This is a genomic window from Kineococcus gurbantunggutensis, from assembly GCF_050871925.1.
Taxonomy (GTDB): Bacteria; Actinomycetota; Actinomycetes; order Actinomycetales; family Kineococcaceae; genus Kineococcus.
In genome coordinates this window covers 1-20,247 of the sequence record NZ_JBJLSG010000009.1, presented here as the reverse complement: position 1 = coordinate 20,247, position 20,247 = coordinate 1, and the positions used below count along the sequence as shown (strand labels likewise).

Annotated in this window: 19 protein-coding genes; 13 read left to right on the top strand and 6 right to left on the bottom strand. The window is 77.5% G+C overall.

All coding sequences use genetic code 11. From position 1 onward, the window contains the following. Window positions 1-53 precede the first annotated feature (53 nt). Together ACRYR7_RS02825 and ACRYR7_RS02820 are read left to right on the top strand one after the other, a co-directional pair. On the top strand, window positions 54-434 hold the full coding sequence (locus ACRYR7_RS02825) for an ATP-binding protein (RefSeq protein ID WP_432570540.1): 381 nt from the start codon (window positions 54-56) through the stop codon (window positions 432-434). Then, complete coding sequence (locus tag ACRYR7_RS02820) at window positions 431-979, top strand: GNAT family N-acetyltransferase (RefSeq protein ID WP_432570539.1); 549 nt, start codon at window positions 431-433, stop codon at window positions 977-979. Before ACRYR7_RS02825 ends, ACRYR7_RS02820 begins: the two co-directional genes overlap by 4 nt. A 94-nt stretch (window positions 980-1,073) precedes the next feature. Here the strand turns inward: ACRYR7_RS02820 and ACRYR7_RS02815 are convergent, their stop codons facing one another. Then, window positions 1,074-1,694 (bottom strand): TetR/AcrR family transcriptional regulator, encoded by a 621-nt coding sequence (locus tag ACRYR7_RS02815; protein WP_432570538.1) that lies wholly within the window; start codon window positions 1,692-1,694, stop codon window positions 1,074-1,076. Between the two features lie 165 nt (window positions 1,695-1,859). Between ACRYR7_RS02815 and ACRYR7_RS02810 the strand changes: the two genes are divergently transcribed. The 3 genes from ACRYR7_RS02810 to ACRYR7_RS02800 all read left to right on the top strand — a co-directional run bounded on the left by ACRYR7_RS02810 (window position 1,860) and on the right by ACRYR7_RS02800 (window position 7,314). Further along, complete coding sequence (locus ACRYR7_RS02810) at window positions 1,860-2,417, top strand: NAD(P)H-dependent oxidoreductase (protein WP_432570537.1); 558 nt, start codon at window positions 1,860-1,862, stop codon at window positions 2,415-2,417. A gap of 192 nt (window positions 2,418-2,609) precedes the next feature. Further along, window positions 2,610-4,070, top strand: a complete 1,461-nt coding sequence (locus ACRYR7_RS02805; RefSeq protein ID WP_432570536.1) for a peptide MFS transporter — start codon at window positions 2,610-2,612, stop codon at window positions 4,068-4,070. A 37-nt stretch (window positions 4,071-4,107) separates the two neighbouring features. Next, on the top strand, window positions 4,108-7,314 hold the full coding sequence (locus tag ACRYR7_RS02800) for a hypothetical protein (RefSeq protein WP_432570535.1): 3,207 nt from the start codon (window positions 4,108-4,110) through the stop codon (window positions 7,312-7,314). A gap of 15 nt (window positions 7,315-7,329) precedes the next feature. On the opposite strand, the gene ACRYR7_RS02795 is transcribed toward ACRYR7_RS02800, so the two are convergent. The 3 genes from ACRYR7_RS02795 to ACRYR7_RS02785 form a co-directional block, all read right to left on the bottom strand. Then, window positions 7,330-7,977: a DUF305 domain-containing protein gene (locus ACRYR7_RS02795; protein ID WP_432570534.1), complete on the bottom strand. Its 648-nt coding sequence runs from the start codon at window positions 7,975-7,977 to the stop codon at window positions 7,330-7,332. An 81-nt stretch (window positions 7,978-8,058) separates the two neighbouring features. Then, a complete protein-coding gene (locus ACRYR7_RS02790; protein WP_432570533.1) occupies window positions 8,059-8,313 on the bottom strand; it encodes a hypothetical protein in 255 nt (84 codons plus the stop codon). A 159-nt stretch (window positions 8,314-8,472) separates the two neighbouring features. Beyond that, entirely contained in the window at window positions 8,473-9,906 is a 1,434-nt protein-coding gene (locus ACRYR7_RS02785) for an AAA-type ATPase lid domain-containing protein (protein ID WP_432570532.1), read from the bottom strand. A gap of 183 nt (window positions 9,907-10,089) precedes the next feature. Here ACRYR7_RS02785 and ACRYR7_RS02780 point away from each other — a divergent pair, with 183 nt between their 5' ends. From ACRYR7_RS02780 to ACRYR7_RS02765, 4 genes are read left to right on the top strand one after another with little or no spacing between them, the layout of a single operon-like run. Continuing rightward, a complete protein-coding gene (locus ACRYR7_RS02780; RefSeq protein ID WP_432570531.1) occupies window positions 10,090-11,115 on the top strand; it encodes an amidohydrolase family protein in 1,026 nt (341 codons plus the stop codon). Continuing rightward, window positions 11,115-11,948 (top strand): metal-sulfur cluster assembly factor, encoded by an 834-nt coding sequence (locus ACRYR7_RS02775; RefSeq protein WP_432570530.1) that lies wholly within the window; start codon window positions 11,115-11,117, stop codon window positions 11,946-11,948. The genes ACRYR7_RS02780 and ACRYR7_RS02775 overlap by 1 nt, the downstream gene beginning before the upstream one ends. After that, the gene (locus ACRYR7_RS02770; protein ID WP_432570529.1) at window positions 11,945-12,973 is read left to right on the top strand and encodes an NAD(P)-dependent alcohol dehydrogenase; all 1,029 of its coding nucleotides are present in this window, start codon (window positions 11,945-11,947) and stop codon (window positions 12,971-12,973) included. Before ACRYR7_RS02775 ends, ACRYR7_RS02770 begins: the two co-directional genes overlap by 4 nt. After that, window positions 12,970-13,704, top strand: a complete 735-nt coding sequence (locus ACRYR7_RS02765) for an IclR family transcriptional regulator (RefSeq protein ID WP_432570528.1) — start codon at window positions 12,970-12,972, stop codon at window positions 13,702-13,704. The genes ACRYR7_RS02770 and ACRYR7_RS02765 overlap by 4 nt, the downstream gene beginning before the upstream one ends. 67 nt (window positions 13,705-13,771) lie before the next feature. Here ACRYR7_RS02765 and ACRYR7_RS02760 read toward each other — a convergent pair whose 3' ends face one another. Beyond that, window positions 13,772-14,557: an SDR family oxidoreductase gene (locus tag ACRYR7_RS02760; RefSeq protein ID WP_432570527.1), complete on the bottom strand. Its 786-nt coding sequence runs from the start codon at window positions 14,555-14,557 to the stop codon at window positions 13,772-13,774. Window positions 14,558-14,780: 223 nt separating this feature from the next. Between ACRYR7_RS02760 and ACRYR7_RS02755 the strand changes: the two genes are divergently transcribed. Then, window positions 14,781-15,662 (top strand): cutinase family protein, encoded by an 882-nt coding sequence (locus ACRYR7_RS02755; protein WP_432570526.1) that lies wholly within the window; start codon window positions 14,781-14,783, stop codon window positions 15,660-15,662. Between the two features lie 51 nt (window positions 15,663-15,713). On the opposite strand, the gene ACRYR7_RS02750 is transcribed toward ACRYR7_RS02755, so the two are convergent. Beyond that, window positions 15,714-16,847, bottom strand: a complete 1,134-nt coding sequence (locus ACRYR7_RS02750; RefSeq protein ID WP_432570525.1) for an NHL repeat-containing protein — start codon at window positions 16,845-16,847, stop codon at window positions 15,714-15,716. Between the two features lie 148 nt (window positions 16,848-16,995). Here ACRYR7_RS02750 and ACRYR7_RS02745 point away from each other — a divergent pair, with 148 nt between their 5' ends. The 3 genes from ACRYR7_RS02745 to ACRYR7_RS02735 all read left to right on the top strand — a co-directional run bounded on the left by ACRYR7_RS02745 (window position 16,996) and on the right by ACRYR7_RS02735 (window position 20,166). Next, window positions 16,996-17,886: a helix-turn-helix transcriptional regulator gene (locus tag ACRYR7_RS02745; RefSeq protein ID WP_432570524.1), complete on the top strand. Its 891-nt coding sequence runs from the start codon at window positions 16,996-16,998 to the stop codon at window positions 17,884-17,886. Between the two features lie 80 nt (window positions 17,887-17,966). Further along, on the top strand, window positions 17,967-19,001 hold the full coding sequence (locus ACRYR7_RS02740; protein ID WP_432570523.1) for an aldo/keto reductase: 1,035 nt from the start codon (window positions 17,967-17,969) through the stop codon (window positions 18,999-19,001). Window positions 19,002-19,095: 94 nt separating this feature from the next. Beyond that, window positions 19,096-20,166: an NAD(P)-dependent alcohol dehydrogenase gene (locus ACRYR7_RS02735; protein ID WP_432570522.1), complete on the top strand. Its 1,071-nt coding sequence runs from the start codon at window positions 19,096-19,098 to the stop codon at window positions 20,164-20,166. The last annotated feature ends 81 nt before the right edge of the window (window positions 20,167-20,247 follow it).

Below are 20,247 nucleotides of genomic sequence, written 5' to 3'. Positions count from 1 at the left end.
GGGTCGACGGGGCCCGTCGCGCACCGACGGGCCGGGACGGGCAGGATGGGCGCGTGTGCGAGGCGACCCCCGATGCTGAGATCACCCTCCCGGATCACGAGCACTCGGCGCGACGGGCCCGCACGTTCCTCTCCGACGCCTACTGCGCCGTGCACCACGCCCGCGTCCTGGACGAGGCGGAGCTGCTCGTCTCCGAGCTGGTGACCAACGCGGTGCGCCACGGCGGCCCGCCCGTGCGGGTGCGCGTGCACTGCGACGGCACCGCCGGCCTGCAGGTCTCCGTCTCCGACGGCGACCCCCACCCGCCGGTGCGCCGCGACGCCTCCCCGGACGCCGAGGGCGGGCGCGGGGTGGCCCTCGTCGACATCCTCTCCGACCGCTGGGGCGTGGAGAGGGAGGCGTCGGGCAAGACCGTCTGGTTCGTGCTCTCGTGAGCCCGGCCGCACCCGGCGCCCGCCGCACCCGCGCGCGCACCGCGGTGCGCCTGCTCACCCCCGCCGACGCCGAGCCCCTGGCCCGCCTGCTGGTCGCCAACTGGGACTTCCTGGCCCCCTTCGAGCCCGAGCGCGAGCCCGCGCACTTCACCGCCGCCGGGCAGGCCGCGCTCGTGGAGCACCTGCTCGCCGAGCACGCCGCCGGCCGGGTCGTGCCCCTGGCGATCGTCCACGAGGGCGAGCTGGTCGGCCGGATCACCCTGAGCAACGTCGTCCGCGGCCCGGCCCAGTCCGCCGACCTGGGCTACTTCGTCGCCGAGGCCGTCAACGGCCGGGGCGTGGCCACGGAGGCGGTGGCCCGCACCGCGGAGAGCGCCTTCGGGGAGCTGGGCCTGCACCGCCTGCAGGCGGGCACCCTGCTGTCCAACTCCGCCTCCCAGGCCGTGCTGCAGCGCAACGGCTTCGAGCGCATCGGCGTCGCCCGCCGCTACCTGCGCATCGCGGGCAGCTGGCAGGACCACGTGCTGTACCAGCGCACGGCCTGAAGCCGCCCGCACTCCCGGGTCGCCCCACCGCCCGAGCGCCCGCTCGGGTGGGCACGGACCCCCCGCCCCCTGCGTGCGGGGGCGCGGGTGCCGGTCAGCCCGGCGGGGGAGGCGCGACGCGGCGCACGAGGTCCGCCCAGCCGTCGCCCAGCCGGTCCACGCCGAGGCCGCCCGCGCCCGGCCCGCCCACCCCGGCCAGGTGGGCGGACAGCGGCGCCTCCAGGCAGGCGAGCAGGTAGAACGCCAGGACGTCCAGGTCGCCGGTGGTGCCCGCGGCGCGCAGCAGGACCCGCAGGTGGGTGCGGGCGAAGTCCGCCGGCGGGGTGGCGCCGGCGCGCAGGTCGGCCTCGGCGGCGCGCAGCAGGTCGCCGCGCTCGGCGAGGAAGCGCAGGCGGTGCCGGCCGAACGCCTCCAGGCGCTGCAGGGGGGTGGCGCCGGGCCCGAGCGGGGGCGGGCCGGAGAGGACCTGCTCCTGGAAGGAGCGCTCGAACTCGTCGAGCAGCGCGGTGAAGAGCCCGGAGCGGGAGCCGAAGCGGCGGAAGACGGTGCCCTTGCCGACGCCGGCGCGGGCGGCCAGGCAGTCCATGCTGAAGCCGGCCACGCCGACCTCCTCGACGAGGCGCCGGGCGGCGCACAGCAGCGCCTGCCGGTTGCGCGAGGCGTCGGCGCGCACCGGGGAGGGTGCGGGGCCGAGGACCGGCAGGGGGCGTGCCACACGGCGAGGGTAGGCCCGCCGGCTGCTCCGCGCGGGGGTGCGGGGGTGGCGGTGGCGGGACGGGGCGGACTACAGTCCGGGAACAAGCGGACCGTGGTCCGCATTGATGCCGGGGAGTCGCGGGCACCGCGACCCCGTGACCCACCGCCTCCCGAGGAGTTCCCCGTGACCGACGTCCTGGTCCTGGTCGGCAGCCTGCGCGCCGCCTCCGTCAACCGCCAGATCGCCGAGACCGCCGTCCACCTCGCGCCCGAGGGCGCGACCCTGCGCGTGCACGAGGGCCTGGGCGACCTGCCCTTCTACAACGAGGACGTCGACGTGGAGGGCTCGGTGCCGCAGGCCGTCACCGACCTGCGCGAGGCCGTCGCCGCCGCCGACGCCCTGCTGGTCGTCACCCCCGAGCACAACGGCACCATCCCCGCCGTGCTGAAGAACGCCGTCGACTGGGCCTCGCGCCCCTACGGCGCCAGCTCCCTGTCCGGCAAGCCGCTCGCCGTCGTCGGCAGCGCCTTCGGCCAGTACGGCGGCGTGTGGGCGCAGGACGACGCCCGCAAGGTGTTCGGCATCGCCGGCGCGCGCGTGCTCGCCGAGGCCACCATGGCCATCCCCGGCTCCGTGGTGCGCTTCGCCGAGCTGCACCCCAAGGACGACGCCGAGGTCACCGAGAAGCTCACCGCCGTGCTGGAGGCCCTCGTCGGCGCCGTCGAGCCCGCCGCGGCCTGAGCCCGCGCGCGGGGCCCCGGCGCCGCCGGGGCCCCGCGGGGAACGGGGTCCCTCGGGTGACGGGGCCGGTCCGGCGGGCGCGTACCGTTGACCGGTGCCAAGTTGCCCGGGAGAACCACGTCCGGGTCGCGTGCGCATGACCCGGAGCACGTCCGCGACCACCGCGAGGACCACCGCGAGGGGGTGCGCGGCGTGAGCGGTGTGCTGCAGCGGCCGCGCACCGACCGCGGCTTCCTCGGCCAGCCGCGCGCGCTGGCGAACCTGTTCGGCGTGGAGGCGTGGGAGCGCTTCTCCTTCTACGGGATGCAGGGCATCCTGCTGATCTACCTGTACCACTCCGTGGCCCGCGGCGGCCTCGGGCTGGACCAGGGCACCGCCACCAGCGTCGTCGGCGCCTACGGCGGGACCGTCTACCTCTCCACCGTGGTCGGCGCCTGGCTGGCCGACCGCGTCCTGGGCCCCGAGCGGGTGCTCTTCGCCGGCGGCGTCGTCGTCCTGGCCGGGCACGTCGCGCTGGCGGTGCTGCCCGGGGTGGCCGGCGTCGGCGTCGGCCTGGTGCTCGTCGCCCTGGGCAGCGGCGGCGTCAAGGCCAACGCCACCACCCTCGTCGGGACCCTCTACGCCGAGGGCGACGAGCGGCGCGACGCGGGCTTCTCGCTGTTCTACCTCGGCATCAACCTCGGCGGCCTCGTCGGCCCGCTGCTGACCGGCCTGCTGCGCGACACCGCCGGCTTCCACTGGGGCTTCGGCCTGGCCGCGCTGGGCATGGCCGCCGGCCTGGTGCAGTACGCCGCGGGCCGGCGCCACCTGCCCGCGCACGCGCGCAGCGTCCCGGACCCGCTGCCCGCCGGGCGGGGACGGCGCACCGCGCTGGGCGCCCTCGCCGCCGCGGCGGTGCTGGCCGTGCTGTGCCTGCTCGGCGTGGTGACCGCCGAGCGCCTGGACGAGCTCGTCGTGGCCCTGACGGTCGCCGCCTCGGTGGCCCTGTTCGCCCTCGTGCTGGGCAGCGCGCGCACCACCGCCGCCGAGCGGCGCCGGGTGCTGGGCTTCGTGCCGCTGTTCCTGTCCAGCGTCGCGTTCTGGGCGCTGTTCCAGCAGCAGTTCACCGTGGTGGCGGTGTACTCCGACCAGCGCCTGGACCGCTCGGTCCTGGGCTGGCAGGTGCCGGTGGCGTGGGTGCAGTCGGTCAACCCGGTGTTCATCGTCCTGCTCGCCCCGGTGTTCGCGGCGCTGTGGACCAGGCTCGGCCCGCGCCAGCCCTCCACGCCCGTGAAGTTCGCCCTGGGCACCGCCCTGATGGGCGTGGCGTTCCTGCTGTTCCTGCCGATGGCCGGCGGCGGCCCGGGCAGCGCCCCCCTGGCGGGCCTGGTCGGCATCCTGCTCGTCTTCACCCTGGCCGAGCTGTCGCTGTCGCCCGTGGGGCTCTCGGTCACCACCAAGCTGGCGCCCGCGGCGTTCCGGGCGCAGCTGGTGGCGCTGTTCTTCCTGTCCACCGCGCTGGGCACCGCGCTGTCCGGGACGCTGGCCGGGTACTACTCGCCCGAGGCCGAGCACGGCTACTTCGGGGTGCTGGGCGGCACCGCCGTCGCGCTCGGGGTGCTGCTGGCGCTGGCGAGCCCGTGGGTGCGCCGGCTCACGCACCCGGTGCGCTGACGCGGCCCGCCGGCGCCGGGGTCGGTACGTTGCCCCCGTGAGCACCGAGCGAGGTCCCGAGCTGCACCCCGAGCTGCTGGCCGCCCTGGCTGGGGACGGCGCCGCGGCCGCCGCGCTGCGCGGGCGGACCGCCGCCCCGCCCGTGGACGGCGGCGAGGGCCCCGAGCCGCTGCCCGCGACCGCCACCTCCGCGCACGGCCGCGCGCTCGCCGCCGCCCTGGCCGGCGAGCCGGTCCTGGTCGACGCCCCCGCCGACCCGGCCGGCGGCGCCGCCGCCCTCGTCGCGGGCCTGCTCGCCGCCCTGGCCGGGCGCGGGCGGCGCGTGGTGCACCTGAGCGGGCCCGGCACCTCCGGCGCGGTGCGCGCCGAGCTGGAGCGGCTCGGCCTCGGCGCGCTGACCGGCGGCGCGGACCCCGCTGACGCGCCCGGCGGGGACGGGCTCGGCGCGGCCGGCGGGAGCGGCGTCCCCGGGGAGGCCGGGCAGGACCGCTGGGCGGAGCTGAGCGCCCGCCTGCAGCAGCACGCCGAGGCCCTGCACGCCCGCCCCGCCGGCGGCGGGCCCACCCCCTTCGAGGCCCTCGCCGAGCTGAGCGCGCTGCGCGCCGGGCACCTGCACCCGCCCCTGCTGCCCGGCGCCGAGCGCTGGGACGAGCAGCGCCGCGCCGACGTCACCGCCCTGCTGCGCGACACCGCCCGCCCCGCCCCCGCCGCACCGGTGCCCGCCGTGCCCGACGTGCCCGGCGAGGACGCCGACGGCCTGCTCGACGCCCTGGACCGGCTGCCCGCCGCCCTCACCGCGCTCGGCGAGCTGACCGACCGGCTGGCGGGCGAGCTGAGCTGGCAGCCGCTGCGCACCCTCGCCGACGCCGCGGCGGCCCTGCCGCTGCTCGAGCGCGCCGAGACCGCCGCGCGCACCTACATCCCGCTGGCCCTGACCGCCGACCTGGACCAGGTGCGCGCCGTCCTCACCCAGCAGCAGCGCTCCTTCCTCAGCGCCGAGGAGCGCACCCGGCGCCGCGAGGTCAAGCGCCTGGCCGGCCTGCGCCACGACGGGCAGTTCGGCCTGCGCGACGTCGAGGCCCTGCAGGACCTGCGCGCGCAGTGGTCCGCCCGCGCCGCCGGCCCGCTGCGCGCCTGGCCCGGCGCGCCCGACCTGGCGCCCCGGGTCGAGACCGCCCGCCGCCTGCTCGCCGCGGCCGCCGCGGCCGGTCTGCCGCTGCCGGGCGACCCCGCCGACGTCGTCCTCGCCGACCTGCCCGACCTGAGCGGGCGCGCCGCCGCGGTGCGCGCCGCGCTGGCCGACCGGCGCCGGCGCCGGCGCGTGGGCGAGGAGGGGCTGGACGAGCTGGCCGCCGCCGTGCCCGCGGGGGCCGGCGAGGAGGAGGTCGCCCGCCTCGTGCGCGCCACCTGGCTGCGCGCGTCCGCCGAGACGGCCGTCACCGGCCTGCTGGGCGCCGGCGCGCCCGGCGAGCTGGCCGACGCGTTCCGCGACGTGGACGCCCGCCGCCGCCTGGCCGCCGCCCACCGCCTGCGCGCCGCCCTCGCCGACCCCGCCGCCGCGCCGCGCGTCCACGTCGTCACGGGCGTCACCGGGCTCGCCGGGGACGAGGAGTTCGACGTCCTCGTCGTCGACGAGGTGCAGCGCCGCCCCGCCGAGGACGTGCTCGCCCTGGCCCGCCGCGCCCGCCAGGTCGTCGCCGTCGGCACCGCCGAGGGCACCGGCACCGGTGACGGCTCCGCGTGGAGCGCCCTCGCCGCGGCCCTCGTCCCGCTCGAGCTGCGCTGGCCCGCGGCGCCCGAGCACGCCCCCACCGCCGCCCTGCGCGAGACCGTCGCCACCGCCCTGCGCGCCGCCGGCCTGCCCGTCAGCACCGGCACCGAGGTGGCCGGGTACCCCGTCGACCTGCTCGTGGCCCGCGAGCCCGGCGGCGACGGGCCCGCGCTCGCCGTCGACCTCGACGGCGCCCCCTGGCGCGCCCTGCCCACCGCGCGCGACCGCGAGAGCGCCCGCCCCGAGCAGCTGCGGCGGGCCGGGCTCGCCGTGCACCGGGTGTGGAGCACCGCGTGGTTCCGCGACCCGCGCGGGGAGGTGCAGCGCGTCGTCGAGGCGTGGCGGCGCACCGAGCAGGAGGCCGAGCGCCTCGCGCGCGAGGAGGCCGAGCGCCTGGCTCGCGAGGAGGCGGAGCGCCTCGCGCGGGAGCAGGCTGCTCGTGAGGAGGCGGACCGGGTCGCTCGTGAGGAGGCGGACCGGGTCGCTCGTGAGGAGGCCGAGCGCCAGGCCCGCGAGCGGGCCGAGCAGCTCGCCCGTGAGGAGGCCGCTCGCGAGGAGGCCGCTCGCGAGGAGGCTGAGCGCCAGGAGGCTGAGCGCCAGGAGGCTGAGCGCCAGGAGGCTGAGCGCCAGGAGGCTGAGCGCCAGGAGGCTGAGCGCCAGGAGGCTGAGCGCCAGGAGGCTGAGCGCCAGGAGGCTGAGCGTCTCGCGCGGGAGCAAGCTACGCGGGAGGAAGCTGAGCGCCTGGCTCGCGAGGAGGCGGAGCGGCTCGCGCGGGAGCAGGCCGCTCGCGAGGAGGCGGAACGCCTCGCCCGTGAGGAGGCCGAGCGCCAGGAGGCCGAGCGTCTCGCGCGGGAGCAGGCTGCGCGGGAGGAGGCCGAGCGTCTCGCCCGTGACGAAGCGGAGCGCCTGGCTCGCGAGGAGGCGGAGCGGCAGGAGGCCGAGCGTCTCGCGCGCGAGCAGGCCGCTCGCGAGGAGGCGGAACGCCTCGCCCGTGAGGAGGCCGAGCGCCAGGAGGCCGAGCGGCTCGCGCGCGAGGAGGCCGGGCGTGCAGCGCGCGAGGAGGCCGAGCGCCTGGCCCGCGAGCGCACGGCACCGGTCGAGGCCCCGCAGGCCCCGGAGACCGGGGGAGGGGCGGAACCGGAGGCCGAACCCGCCGCCCCCGAGCTCGACGCCCCCGAACCGCCCGCGGGGCTGGGCACCGCGGCCGCCGCGCGGGCGGCCGTCGACGGCTTCACCGCCGGCCTCGGCGGCGTGCACCCGAACGTGGACCAGACGCCCGCGGAGGCCGTCGACGCGGCCGTGGCGCTCGCGTACGCGCAGCTGGGCACGAGCGCGCAGGACGCCGCGGTGCTCGACGCGGCGATGGACGTGCTGGGGTTCCGGCGCCGCGGCGTGAAGGTGCAGCGCGCCTTCAAGGAGTCCGTGCAGCGGGCGAAGAAGCGGATGCGCGGGGCGGGCGTCCGCATCCAGTAGGCCGCGCCGGCGGCCTCACCCGCCGAGGGTGCCCAGCAGGTCGCGCGCGCGCTGCGCCTCGGCGGACTCCTCCCGCTCGATCCGGGAGGCCAGCTCGACCGCCCAGGGGTCCGTGCCCCCGGTGCGCTCGGCGGCCGCCGCCGCGACCCCCGCCTCGTGGTGCGCGACCACCAGCCGCAGGAACGCGCGGTCGAACCCCGCGCCCGTCGCCCCCTCCAGCTCCTGCACCTCCTCCAGGTTCGAGGTGCCGGCCGCCGCCGGGTCCGCCGGGTCCGCCGGGTCCTCGCCCCCCATCGACGAGCCGGCGGGGACGGGCTCGCCGCGGGCGTCGAGCCAGGACGTCATCTCCTCGACCTGCGGCGCCCGCGCGGCGGAGATCGAGGCGGCGAGCTCGCGCACCTGCGCGCTGGAGGCCCGGGCGACGGCGGTGTCGGCCAGGTCCACCGCCCCGCGGTGGTGCAGGACCATCCGCTGGACGAAGACCACGTCCTGCTCGCCGGGCGCCCGCCCGGTCGCGGTGCCCGGGGCGGGCGACGACGGGGCGGGCGGCGGGGCCGACGGCGAGGGCGCCTGCGCCCCTCCCGGCCCGCCCCCGCCGCAGGCGACGAGGGCCGCGCACAGCGCGGCGCCGATCGGGGGGAGGCGGTACCGGGAGCGGTGCACGACGGGCTCCTCGCGACGGCGGTGCCGGGCCGTGCCCACGGTAGCCCCGCAGGGCCCGCCCGCGGGGGTGCTGCGCGACCCTCAGGCCGCGGTGACCCCCTCGGCCGCCGTCGCCCCGGCGTCGCGCAGGTCCAGCACGGACTCCAGCTCCAGCGGTGCGCCGTCCTCCTCCTGCGCCGTGCGCAGCCACACGGCGCCGTCCTCCACGGCCAGCGGGGTCCCGGTCACGCTGCGCCCGTCGACCAGCTGCACCGTCAGGTGCACCGGGGTCTCCGGGTGCACGCGGTGGTCCTCCGCCGCGTCCCGCAGACGCTGCACGATGCGCGGTTCGATCACGCCGGTCCTCCCTCGCACGGAACCCGTTCCGGGCGCGGCTGCGCCCGGCGGCTGCGCCCTGCTCGACAGCTCCTCCCAGGGTGCGTCGCCGTCGGCGTCCGCGGAAGCCCGGTGCCGGTCGTGCGCCGAGAGTTCACGCACCGGAAACCCGGTGGCGCCTCAGCGGGGCAGGGCGATGTCGTACTGGGCGACCTTGCGGTAGACGGTGGCGCGCGAGACGCCCAGGCGCTCGGCGGCGCGCGCCACGCTGGTGCCGGGCTCGGTGAGGGCGCGCACGATCTCGTCGCGCTCCAGCGCCTCCAGCCGGCCGAGCACGCGGGTGCCGCGGGTGAACACCTCCGCCGGCAGGTGCTGCACGTCCACCACGTCGGTGCGGGCGGCGGCCGCCTCGACCACCTCCCGGAGCCGGCGCACGTTGCCGGGCCAGGCGTGCGCGCGCAGGGCCCGCACCGCCGCCGGCGTGCACGTCACCGACCGGTGCCCGCCGCGCCGGGCGAACGCGGCGGCCAGCGCCGGGACGTCCTCGGGGCGCGCGCGCAGCGGCGGGGCCTCCACCACGGCGTCCACCAGCCCGGCCAGGGCGGCGGGCAGCCGGCCGAGGTCGTCGGCGACGAGCGCGAAGGGCTGGGGGTGCCCGTCGGTGCGCCGCGCGCCGGCCAGCGCCGTGGCGAGCTCGTCCACGGCCCACGCCGGCAGGTCCTCGGCGCCGGAGACGACCACGGTGGTGCCGTCCGCGCCCAGGTGCGGGGTCCACAGCCGCACCCACGCGGGCACGTCGTCCACGCCGGGCACCCGGGCGCGCAGCACCCGGTGCCGGCGCCCGCCGCGGCGGTGGGCCAGCGCCGCCAGCGTCGCGCGCCCCGAGCCGGGCTCGCCGACCAGCGCCAGCACCCGGCCGCGGGCCACCTCCTCGCCCGCGGCGGCCACCGCGGCCGTCCACGCCGGGGAGGAGCACACCTCCTCGTGCCCGTCGCCGCCGTGCTCGACCTGCACGTGGAAGACGTGCCCGCGCGGGGCCGTGCGCACCGGCGCCCCGCCGGCGCGCGCCCGCATGAGCGCGCTGGTGTTGCTCGCCGAGGACTGCGCCAGCGCCAGCAGCAGGCCGGAGGAGGCCTGCGACCAGGTGGTGAGGTTGATGCTGCCGGCCAGCGCGCCGGTGAGCGGGTCGAGCACGGGGGCGGCCGCGCACGTGTACCGCTTCAGGGCCTCGCACCAGTGCTCGCGCCCGCGCACCAGCGCGGGGCGGCGGTCGGCCAGCGCCAGGCCCAGGCCGTTGGTGCCGGCGTGCTGCTCGGCGTAGGAGAAGCCGGGCGCCAGGTGCACCGCGTCCAGCGAGCGGCGCATCCCGTCGTCGGGGTGCAGGCGCAGCAGCACCAGCCCCTCGCTGTCGGTGATCATCAGGCTGACCGGCTCGCCGGAGAGGGTCTGGTGCAGCGAGCGCAGCACCTCCTGCCCGCACGCGTAGAACAGGGAGCCGGTGTCCAGGGCGCCGGTGAAGACCGGCTCGACCTCCTGCTCCGAGACGCCGTAGCGCTCGCAGCGGCGCCAGGAGGCCTGCACCGTCCCGGCGACCGCGGGTTCCGCACCTGCCACGCCCGACCTCCCGGACCTCCCGGACCTCACGCACCGTCGCGTCCGGCCAGGGTAGGCGGCCCGCGGCCCGCGCGGGGGCTCCGCGCGTCTCAAAGTGAGACACCCGGCGCCTTCCGCGCCGGTGCGCCGCTGCCTACCGTCGCCGCACGGGGCGACGAGGCCCCCGGCGCGCGAGGAGGCCGCATGTACAGCAAGGACGGCGTGGACTACTTCATCGTCGACGCGCACGTGGCGCTGTGGGACGCCAGGCCCGCCAACCAGCGCAACGTGCACGGCAAGCAGTTCATCGACTGCTTCTACGACTACCACCGCAACCTCAGCCCCGACAGCGAGCTGTGGAGCTACGAGGAGTACCTCTACCAGGGCGGTGAGCGCCTGATGAAGGACCTGTTCACCGACGGGTACGTCGACCACGCGGTGTTCCAGCCGGCCCGGCTGGGGGAGTTCTACGTCAACGGGTTCGGGCAGACGGAGGAGGCGCTCGCGCTGGCCCGCGCCCACCCCGACAAGCTGACGTACAACCACTACTTCGACCCGCGCGACGGCGAGCGCGGCCTGGACCGGCTGCGCGAGGACGCCGAGCGCATGCACCTCAAGGGCGTGAAGCTCTACACCGCCGACTGGCACGGGGACTCGCGCGGCTACAAGCTCTCCGACCCGCAGACGTACCGCTACCTGGAGGTGGCGCGCGAGGTCGGCATCCGCAACGTCCACGTCCACAAGGGCCCCACGATCCGGCCGCTGGACCGCGACGCGTTCGACGTCGCCGACGTCGACCACGTCGCCACCGACTTCCCCGACGTGAACTTCGTCGTGGAGCACTGCGGCCTGCCGCGGCTGGAGGACTTCTGCTGGATCGCCACCCAGGAACCCAACGTGCACGCGGGCCTGGCGGTGGCGATCCCGTTCATGCACACCCGCCCGCGCTACTTCGCGCAGATCATCGGCGAGCTGCTGTACTGGCTGGACGAGAACCGCATCCAGTTCTCCAGCGACTACGCGCTCTGGACGCCGAAGTGGCTGGTCGAGACGTTCGTGGACTTCCAGATCCCCGAGGACATGACCGAGTACGCCCCGCTGACGGTGGAGCAGAAGAAGAAGATCCTCGGCCTGAACGCCGCGGCCATGTACGACGTCCCCGTGCCCGAGCACCTGCAGGTGGCGAACCCGCCGGCGCTGGCGCAGCCGCAGGCCGTGGCGGTGGCGTGATGACGGCCACCACCGAGCGGGCCACCGAGCGCGCCGGCGAGCGGGCCGGCGCGCGCGCGGCGCTGGCGCGCGCGGACGTCACCGCCGCGCTGGGCACCGTCGTGGACCCCGAGCTCGACGAGCCGATCACCGACCTGGGTTTCGTGCGCTCGGTGGACCTCGGTCCCGACGGCGCCGTGGAGGTGCACCTGCGCCTGCCCACCTCGTTCTGCTCGCCGAACTTCGCCTACCTCATGGCCTCCGACGCCAAGGACGCCCTGAGCGCGCTGCCCGGCGCGGAGGAGGTGGTCGTCGAGCTGGACGACCACCACGACTCCGACCTGATCAACGCGGGCCTGGCCGCCGACGCCGGGTACCGCGGCACGTTCCGGCACGAGGCCCTGGACAGCCTCGACGAGCTGCGCGCCACGTTCCGGCGCAAGGCCCACACGGCCGCGGCCGAACGCGCCCTGACGGCGCTGCTGCGCGCTCGGCCGGGGCTGCGCGAGGAGGACCTCGGCGGGGTCGTGCTGGCCGATCTGCCCGACGACGGCACCACCGCCGCGCTGCGCCGGCGCCGCGCAGCCCTGGGCCTGCCCGACGAGCCGGGCGCACCCGTGCTGCTGGACGACGACGGGCGCCCCGTCCCGCGCGAGCAGGTCCCGCTGCGCGTGCGCCGGGCGCGCTCGGTGCGCGTCTCCGTCGACGGCAACGCGCACTTCTGCCGCGGCCTGCTGCGCACCCGCTACCCCGGTTCCGGGGCCGACCAGGCGCCGCGCGCCGAGGGCGCCGGACCGGTGCCCGTCCAGCTGCTCACCACGCGACCGCACGACACCACGGAGGCCAGCGCATGAAGGCGGTACGGGTCCACGAGTACGGCAAGCCCGCGTCCATCGACGACGTCCCCGAACCCGGGATCGAGGGCCCGCTCGACGTGCTCGTGCACGTCGACGCGGCCGGGGTGTGCCGCACCGACCTGCACGTCCTGGAGGGGCAGTGGGCGCAGAAGTCCGGCGTCGCGCTGCCGTACGTCCTGGGCCACGAGAACGCCGGCACCGTCGTGGACGTCGGCGCCGCCGTCACGAACGTCGCGGTGGGCGACAAGGTGGTCCTGCACCCGCTGGTCACCTGCGGGCTGTGCCCGGCGTGCCGGCGCGGCGACGACGTGCACTGCGCGAACAACGCCTTCCCCGGCATCGACCGCGACGGCGGCATGGCGGAGCTCCTGCGCACGGGCGCGCGCTCGGTGGTCAAGCTCGCGGAGGGGCTGGAGCCGAAGGCGGTGGCCGCGCTGGCGGACGCCGGGCTGACCGCGCACCACGCGGTGCGCAGGGCCGTGCCGGAACTGCCCGCCACCGCGCGCGCCGTCGTCGTCGGCGCCGGCGGGCTGGGCCACATCGGCCTGCAGTGCCTGCTGGCGATGACCCCCGCGGAGGTCGTCGTCGTCGACCGCTCCGCCGACGTGCTCGCCCGGGCGAGCGCGCTGGGCGCGCACCGCACCGTCCTGGCCGGCGACGACGTCGTCGAGCAGGTCCTCGACCTCACCGACGGCGCCGGCGCGGAGGTGGTGCTCGACTTCGTCGGCGAGCACGGCACCGAGGCGCAGGGCGTGGCGATGACCCGCGACGCCGGCAGCTACCACGTCATCGGCTACGGCGGGAAGGTCGAGGTGCCCACCATCGACCTCATCAGCCGGGAGATCCGCGTCGTCGGCAACCTCGTCGGCTCCTACTCCGACCTGCGCGAGCTCATGGCGCTGGCCGCGCGCGGGCTGGTGACCCTCTCCACGCGGGAGTACCCGCTCGGCTCCGCGCTGGAGGCGCTGGACGACCTGGACGGCGGCCGCCTGCCGGGCACGCGGGCGATCCTGCTGCCGTGACCGCCGCCGCGGGCAGCGTGCGCACGCTGGACCGCGCGCTGGCGATCCTCGACGTGGTCGCCGCCCGCGGCGGCGCCAGCGCCAGGGAGGTCTCCGAGCTGCTGGACTGCCCGCTGCCCACGACGTACCGGCTGCTGCAGGTGCTCACCCGCGAGCGCTACCTGGTGCACCTGCGCGAGCAGAGCCGGTTCGAGCTGGGCGACGAGCTGGGCCGGCTGGGTTCCTGCCTGCACCGGCAGGTGGGGGTGCCGGCGGTGGTGCGCGGGCTGCTCGGCGCGCTGCACGAGCGCGCCGGCGCCCCCGCGCTGCTGGCCGTGCTGCGCGGCGACGACGTCGTGGTCGCCCACGTCGCGGACTGCGCCGGGCACCCGTGCCCGGCGCCGGTGCGGTTCGGCTCCCACCGCGCCCCGCACGCCACCGCGTTCGGCCGGGTGCTGCTGGCGGCGATGGACCCGGCCGAGGCGGCGGGTTTCCTGCGCCGGCACGGCGCGGCGCCGGCCGCCGGGCTCGCCCCGGTCGCCGCCTCGGGGGCGGCGACCGAGCGCGGGGAGTTCCTCGCCGGCACCACGTCGGTGGCGGTGGGGGTGCGCGACGGCGCCGGGCGGGTGGTCTCCGCGCTGGCCGTGGTGCTGGAGAGCGCGCGCGCGGACGCCGCGCGCGAGCGGGAGGTGGAGCGGCTGCTGCGCGGCTGCGCCGCCGAGGTCGCGCGCCACCACCGCCGCCCCCGCTGAGGGCGCACCCGCGGGGCCGGGCGACCCGCACCCCCCGGCCCCGCTCGCGCGCCGGTGCGCGCGGGGTTCAGGAGAACTGGATGCCGCCGTCGACGAGCAGCGTCTGCCCGGTGACGTAGTCGGAGTCCGGCGAGGCCAGGTACGAGACCATCTTGGCGACGTCGTCGGGCACCGAGACCCGGCCCAGCAGGATCGAGCGCGCGTTCTGCTCCAGCGCCTGCCCCTTGGCCAGGCCCTGCTTGGCGGCGAGCTTCTCGTCGATGAGGTCCCACATCGCGGTGCCCACGATGCCGGGGCCGTAGGCGTTGACGGTGATGCCGTGCTCGGCCCACTCCATCGCCGCGGCCTGCGTCAGCCCGCGCACCGCCCACTTCGTCGCCGAGTACGGCCCCAGCATCGCGAACGGCCGGAACGCCACGATCGAGGCCGCGCCGATGATCTTCCCCCCGCCGCCCTGGGCGATGAACCGCCGCGCGGCCGCGCGGTAGGAGAGGAACACGCCCTTGACGTTGACGTCGAAGATGCGCTGGAAGTCCTCCGCGTCGTACTCCAGCAGCTCCTCCACCTGGGCGATGCCGGCGTTGGCGACGAACACGTCCAGCCGGCCGCCGGCCTCGACGGCGGTGCGCACCAGCGCCTCGGTGGACTCCTCGTCGGTGACGTCGACCTCCGCGCCCGAGGCGAGCCCGCCGGCGCCGGTGATCGCCTGCACGGTCTCGTCGACCCCCGCCTTCGCCGACGGCAGGTCGGCCACCACGACGTGCAGGCCGTCCCGGCCCAGCCGCTCCGCGATGCCCCGCCCGATGCCCCGCGCCGCCCCCGTGACGACCGCGACGCGCGTTCCCTCAGCCATGAGTCCCTCCCCAGCTCGTCGTGCGGGTGCGCCGGACGGGCACCCGGCAGCAGCCCACCGCACCGCGCGGGCGGAGCGGCAGCGCCGTTCTCGCACGGTGAGAAGCCCGGGCAACCTTGCGCGGGGCGCGGGGTGCACGGCATGCTCTGCGCGGCCTCGCAGGAACGAGCCCGCAGCCGGGGTGCCCCACCGCCGGTGCTCGACGTCACGCAGGGAGAAACCCGTGGACCGCGCCTCGACCCGCCGCCTCCTGGCCGCCGCCGCCGCGACCGTCGCCGCGGGGGGCGGGCTGATCGCCGGCGCCGCGCCGGCCGCCGCCGCCTGCTCCGACGTGGAGGTCGTCTTCGCCCGCGGCACCGGCGAGACCCCCGGCCTGGGCGTGGTGGGCCGCCCGTTCGTCAGCGCGCTGACCGGCCAGCTGCCCGACCGCACCGTGACGTCCTACGCGGTCGACTACGCCGCCAACACCTCCCAGAGCAGCGCCGGCCCCGGCGCGACCGACATGAGCGCGCACGTGCGCGAGGTGGCCGCCAGCTGCCCCTCCACGCTCTTCGTCCTGGGCGGCTACTCGCAGGGCGCGACCGTGACCGACATCGCCGTCGGCATCCGCACCGGCACCACCACCGGCACCCCGGTCCCCGCCGAGCTCGCCGACCGGGTCGCGGCCGTCGTGGTGTTCGGCAACCCGCTGGGGCTGTCCGGGCGCACCATCGCCACCGCCAGCTCCACCTACGGGCCCCGGTCCAAGGACTACTGCAACAGCAGCGACAGCGTCTGCGGCAGCGCCCCCAAGACCGGCACCGGCGGCCACCTCAGCTACAACACCAACGGCTCCACCACCGCCGGGGCGCAGTTCGCCGCCGGCCTCGTGCGCGCCGCCGGCACCCCCGCCCCCGGCCCCACCCCCACCCCGGAGCCGACCGACCCGAGCCAGTGCGTGCGCGACAGCACCCGCGACCACGTCGAGGCCGACCGCGCGGTGAGCCTGTACGGGCGCGCCTACGCCCGCGGCAGCCGCGACAGCCTCGGCGCCACCAGCAGCTTCAACGTCGTCTCGCTGCGCGAGACGGCCACGGGCGGCTGGGAGCTGGTCGCCGCCTGCTGAGCGCGCGCCCCGCGGGCCGGCGGCGGGAGGTCGCCGGCCCGCGGGTCCGCCTCAGCGCAGGTCCACCCGCACGACCTGGTACTCCGCCGCGGCGGGGTCGGCCACCGCGAACCGGCCGTTGACCAGCCACAGCGCACCGGCGGCCAGCACGCCCGTGGTGGGGCGGTCCAGGTCGGGGTCGCTCACCTCGCCCACGACCTCGCCGCTGCGGCCGTCGGGCGACAGGCGCACCACGGCCGCGGAGTCGGTGGAGAAGCCGTACACCACGTGCAGGGTGCGCCCGCGCAGCACGAGGCCGTCGCCGGCGGTCAGGTCCCGCCCGGCGACCTCGATCCGGTCGCTGACCCCGGTGACCGGGTCGACGCGGAACAGGTCGCCGGTGCTGCTCTGGGTCACCACCAGCGCGCCGCGGTACGCGCGCACGCCGTTGGCGTTGAAGCCCTCCCCGTAGACCAGGTCCCCGGTGATCGGCAGGGTCCTGGCGCCGTCGGCCGCCGGCAGCGCGCCGTCGGCGCCCAGCGGGACCACCACGAGCCGCTGCACGGCCGAGTCGGTGACGAAGACCCCCTCGCGGGTGACCTCGACGTCGTTGAGGAAGCCGCTGCCGGGCACCACCCACCGGCCCAGCTCGGCGCCGGTGGTGCCGTCGTAGGCGGTCACCGCCCCGGTCGCGCCGCCGGCGACCCACAGCCGGTCGTTCCACCGGTCGTAGCGCACCCCCACGGCCACGCGGCCGGGGACGCCGGGGACCAGCTCGCTGCTCGCGCCGGTGCGCAGGTCCCCGCGCACGACGCTGCCGTCGGCGCGCGAGCCGGCGTAGAAGGTGGTGCCCCACCCCTCGGTGATCCCCTCCGGCAGCGAGCCCGTGGGCAGCGGGACGGTCTCGGGCAGGTCCGGGCAGCCGCCGCCCCACCAGCAGCCCCAGCCGCCCCGCTCGCCGGGCGGGCCGCCGGGGGAGCCGCCCCAGCGCCCCCACCCGCCCCGGTCGCCGTCGGGGGAGCCGCCGGGGGAGCCGTCCCAGCGCTGCCACCCGCCCCGGTCCCCGTCGGCGGCCGCCGGGCCGCTCGCGGGCCGCTCGGCGGGGCCTGCGGGGGCGGCGGCGGCGCTCGCCGGGGGTGCCAGCAGGAGGGCGGTCAGGGCGGTGGTCACGGCGGCGGGCGCGGCGCTGCGCACGGTGCGTCTCATGGTGACGACGGTAGGTGCGTCCCGGCGCCCCGGCCAGGCGCGGCGGGGCCCACGGCGCACCCCTGACACCGTCCCGCCCGCCTCCCTGACACCCGCAGGGTCACGCTGGGCCCCGGTCGGTGCCCCGGGCCGTTGAATACTGGAGGACGTGGGACGTGACCTCGCCGTGCGCGACTTCCTGCGGGTGCGCCGCTCGACGGTGCGCCCGGAGGACGTCGGGCTGCCGCCCGCGCCGGGCCCGCGCCGCGTCGACGGCCTGCGCCGCGAGGAGGTCGCCTCCCTCGCCGGCGTCAGCGTGGCCTACTACACGCGCCTGGAGCAGGGGCGCGCCATGAACGTCTCCGAGTCGGTCCTGCGCGCCGTCGGCGCCGCGCTGCGCCTGGACGAGGACGAGCTGGACCACCTGCGCGACCTCGTCGGCACCACCGCGCGCCCGGGCGGCACGAGCCAGGAGGTGCCGCGGGTGCGTCCCGGGGTGCACCGCCTGCTCGACGCCATGACCGGCGTGCCCGCGCTGGCCCTCGGCCCGCGCTCGGAGGTCCTGGCCGCCAACGCCCCCGCCCGCGCCCTGCTGCTGGACCCGCAGGCGCTGCCGGCGAAGGAGCGCAACTGGGTGCGCTGGCTGTGCACCGACCCCGCCGCGCGCTCGCTGTTCCTGGACTGGGAGGACGTCGCCTCCGACGCCGTGGCCGGCCTGCACCGGCACGTCGGGCGCGACGCGTGCGACCGGGCGGTGGCCGAGCTCGTCGGCGAGCTCAGCGTCGTCAGCGCCGACTTCGCCCGCTGGTGGGCCAGCCAGCGCGTGCGCACCCGCGACCACGCCACCCACCGCCTGCAGCACCCCCTCGTCGGCCGGCTGGACCTGGACGTGGAGACGCTGCACCTGCCCGGGGCCCGCGAGCAGACCCTGCTGACGTGGACCGCCGAACCCGGCGGCGCCTCGGCCGAGGCGCTGGGCCTGCTGCTCAGCTGGGCCGGTCCCGGTCCCGGTCCCGGTCCCGAGCGCGCGCTGCCGGCCCCGCAGCGGGCGCGGGACTGACCCGCGCCCCCGTCCCGACCCACCGTCCCCGCCCCGCGGCGCGCTCCCGCGCGCCGCGCACCGAACCGCCCGGAGGAACCGTGATCACCGAGGACCGCGCCGACCGCTCCTGGCGCCCCGACCCGGACCGCTACCGCGACGTGCCCTACCGCCGCGCCGGGCGCAGCGGCCTGCTGCTGCCGCCCGTCTCGCTGGGCCTGTGGCAGAACTTCGGCGAGGACCGCCCGCTGGAGGTGGCCCGCGCCGTGCTGCGCCGCGCCTTCGACCGGGGCGTGACGCACGTCGACCTGGCCAACAACTACGGCCCGCCCTACGGCTCGGCCGAGGAGACCTTCGGCCGGGTGCTGCGCTCGGACCTGGCCCCGTACCGCGACGAGATCGTCGTGGCCACCAAGGCCGGGTACGACATGTGGCCCGGCCCCTACGGCGACGGCGGCTCGCGCAAGTACCTCACCGCCTCCCTGGACGCGTCCCTGCGCCGCACCGGCCTGGAGTACGTGGACGTCTTCTACCACCACCGCCGCGACGTCGACACGCCGCTGGAGGAGACCGCCGGTGCCCTGGACGCCGCCGTGCGCGCCGGCAAGGCGCTGTACGTGGGCGTCTCGAACTACTCGCCCGAGGACGTCACCCGCGTCGCGGACCTGCTGCGGCAGCTGGGCACCCCGCTGACCCTGGTGCAGCCGCGGTACTCGATGTTCGACCGCCGCCCCGAGGGCGCGCTGGCCGAGGCCGTCGAGCGCGCCGGCGCCGGGCTGGCGGTGTTCTCCCCGCTGGCGCAGGGCCGGCTCACCGACCGCTACCTCGACGGCGTCCCGGAGGGCTCGCGCGCCACCCGCAGCGCGTACCTGTCCACCGACGACGTCACCGAGGACGTCGTCGAGCGCGCCCGCGCGCTCAACCGCGTGGCCGCCGCCCGCGGGCAGAGCCTGGCCCAGCTGGCGCTGCGCTGGGTGCTGCGCGACGCTCGGACCACCACCGCCCTCGTCGGGGCCAGCAGCGTCGCCCAGCTCGACGCGAACCTCGACGCCCTCGCCGGCTCGGACCTCGAGGCGGCCGAGCTCGCCGAGGTCGACCGGCACGCCGCGCCCGCGGGCGGCACGCTGCCCGTCTGAGCGGTACCGCCCGACCACCCCGACCGCCCGGGTCCGCCCGGGAGCGCCCCGGGCCACCCGGGGACGAACCCCGCACGATCGACACGGAGGACACGTGACCACCACCGTCAGCGCCTACGCCGCCCCCTCGGCCACCGAGCCGCTCGCGCCCACCACCGTCGAGCGCCGCGACGTCGGCCCCAAGGACGTGCGCATCGAGATCAAGTTCGCCGGCATCTGCCACTCCGACATCCACACCGCCCGCGGCGAGTGGGGCCCGGTGAGCTGGCCCATCGTCGTCGGCCACGAGATCGCCGGCGTCGTCGCCGAGGTCGGCTCCGAGGTCACCAAGCACGCCGTCGGCGACCGCGTCGGCGTGGGCTGCATGGTGAACTCCTGCCGCGAGTGCGAGGCCTGCCGCGACGGCGAGGAGCAGTACTGCACCGGCAACGGCACCGTGCAGGGCATGGTCGGCACCTACGGCGGCACCGACCCCGCCGACGGCCGGCCCACCGCCGGCGGCTACTCCCAGCAGGTCGTCGTGGACGAGGACTTCGTCCTGCGCATCCCCGACGGCCTGGAGCTGGACGTCGCGGCCCCGCTGCTGTGCGCGGGCATCACCACCTACTCCCCGCTGAACCACTGGAACGCCGGCGAGGGCACGAAGGTGGCCGTCATCGGCCTCGGCGGCCTGGGCCACATGGCCGTGCAGATCGCCGCCGCCAAGGGCTGCGAGGTCACCGTGCTGTCGCAGTCGCTGAAGAAGCAGGAGGACGGCCTGCGCCTGGGCGCGCACGCCTACCACGCCACCTCCGACCCCGACACGTTCGAGCAGCTGCGCGGTTCCTTCGACCTCATCATCAACACGGTCTCCGCGAACCTGGACCTCGACGCCTACATGGGCCTGCTGCGCCGCAACGGCACGCTCGTCGAGGTCGGCGCCCCGGAGAACCCGATGTCGGTGCGCGCGTTCTCGCTGATCCCCGCACGCCGCAGCCTGACCGGCTCCAACATCGGCGGCATCGCCGAGACCCAGGAGATGCTGGACTTCTGCGCCGAGCACGGCATCGCCGCGCAGGTCGAGGTCATCAGCGCCGAGCAGGTCAACGAGGCGTGGGAGCGCGTCGTGGCCTCCGACGTGCGCTACCGCTTCGTCATCGACACCTCCACGCTGCCGGCGGTCTGAGCACCGTACCCGGCACGGACCCCGGGGGGCGGGCACCGCGACGCGCGTCGTCGTGGCCCGCGCGGCGGAGCAGGACGCGCG